This is a genomic window from Kistimonas scapharcae (assembly GCF_039540975.1).
GTDB classification, from domain to species: domain Bacteria; phylum Pseudomonadota; class Gammaproteobacteria; order Pseudomonadales; family Endozoicomonadaceae; genus Kistimonas; species Kistimonas scapharcae.
Genome location: NZ_BAABFL010000175.1, coordinates 1 through 712 on the forward strand (window position 1 = coordinate 1; position 712 = coordinate 712).

The window sequence follows — 712 nt, forward strand, 5'->3', positions numbered from 1 at the left end:
GGAATCCGGATTTCCAGCTTCTGCCCGTCCTCGCTGAGGGTGACAGTGTCAGGCCCCGTAACGGTTATTCTTTTCATGCGCGTTCCTCCGGCATTTGTGCGCCCAGTTCCATCAGGGCGGGTGTTTTAAACGTCATGGTAATGGTTTGATCTTCAAGCGTTATCTTGTCCAACAGCTGGTGGACCAGCAGGCGTTGCTCATTAGGGTAGAGCTCTGGCCAGAGGGCGCTGAGGTCTGTCAGCGCCTCGCGGATGGTTGCTATCTGTTGGGTATCCGGTGTCGTATCAAGACACTGGGCCACCCGCGAGATCACTGACGGGGTTGCCAGCAGCTTTCCGACACGGTCGATCACGGCCGCTTCTATTTCATTTGCCGGTATTGGCGGCAGGGCCATGGACGCATAATTTTCCTTTACACCCTTGCTGCTGACGTAGTAGCGATATTGCTTGCCCCGACGCCGAGTGCTGCTGGGAACCAGCGCCAGCCCGTCAGGGCCGATAATGAGTCCCTGCAAAAATGCCGGTGAGTTCTTCCAGAACGACTGTTTACGCCGTTCCTTGCCATTAATATCGAAGACAGTCTGCACCCGGTTCCAGAGGTCTTCCCCGACAATGGCCTTGTGTTCCCCGGGATACCACTTGCCCCGTTTCTTGTCGCTGATTTCGCCGCGGTACAGGCGGTTTCTTAGCAGCCGGTAGAGGACCGCCCGGTT

1 protein-coding gene is annotated in these 712 nt (G+C 56.7%); it reads right to left on the bottom strand.

Going from position 1 to position 712, the window contains the following annotated elements:
• Positions 1-73: 73 nt before the first annotated feature.
• On the bottom strand, positions 74-712 hold a 639-nt coding region (locus tag ABD892_RS10250), incomplete at its 5' end, for a hypothetical protein (RefSeq protein ID WP_345195527.1).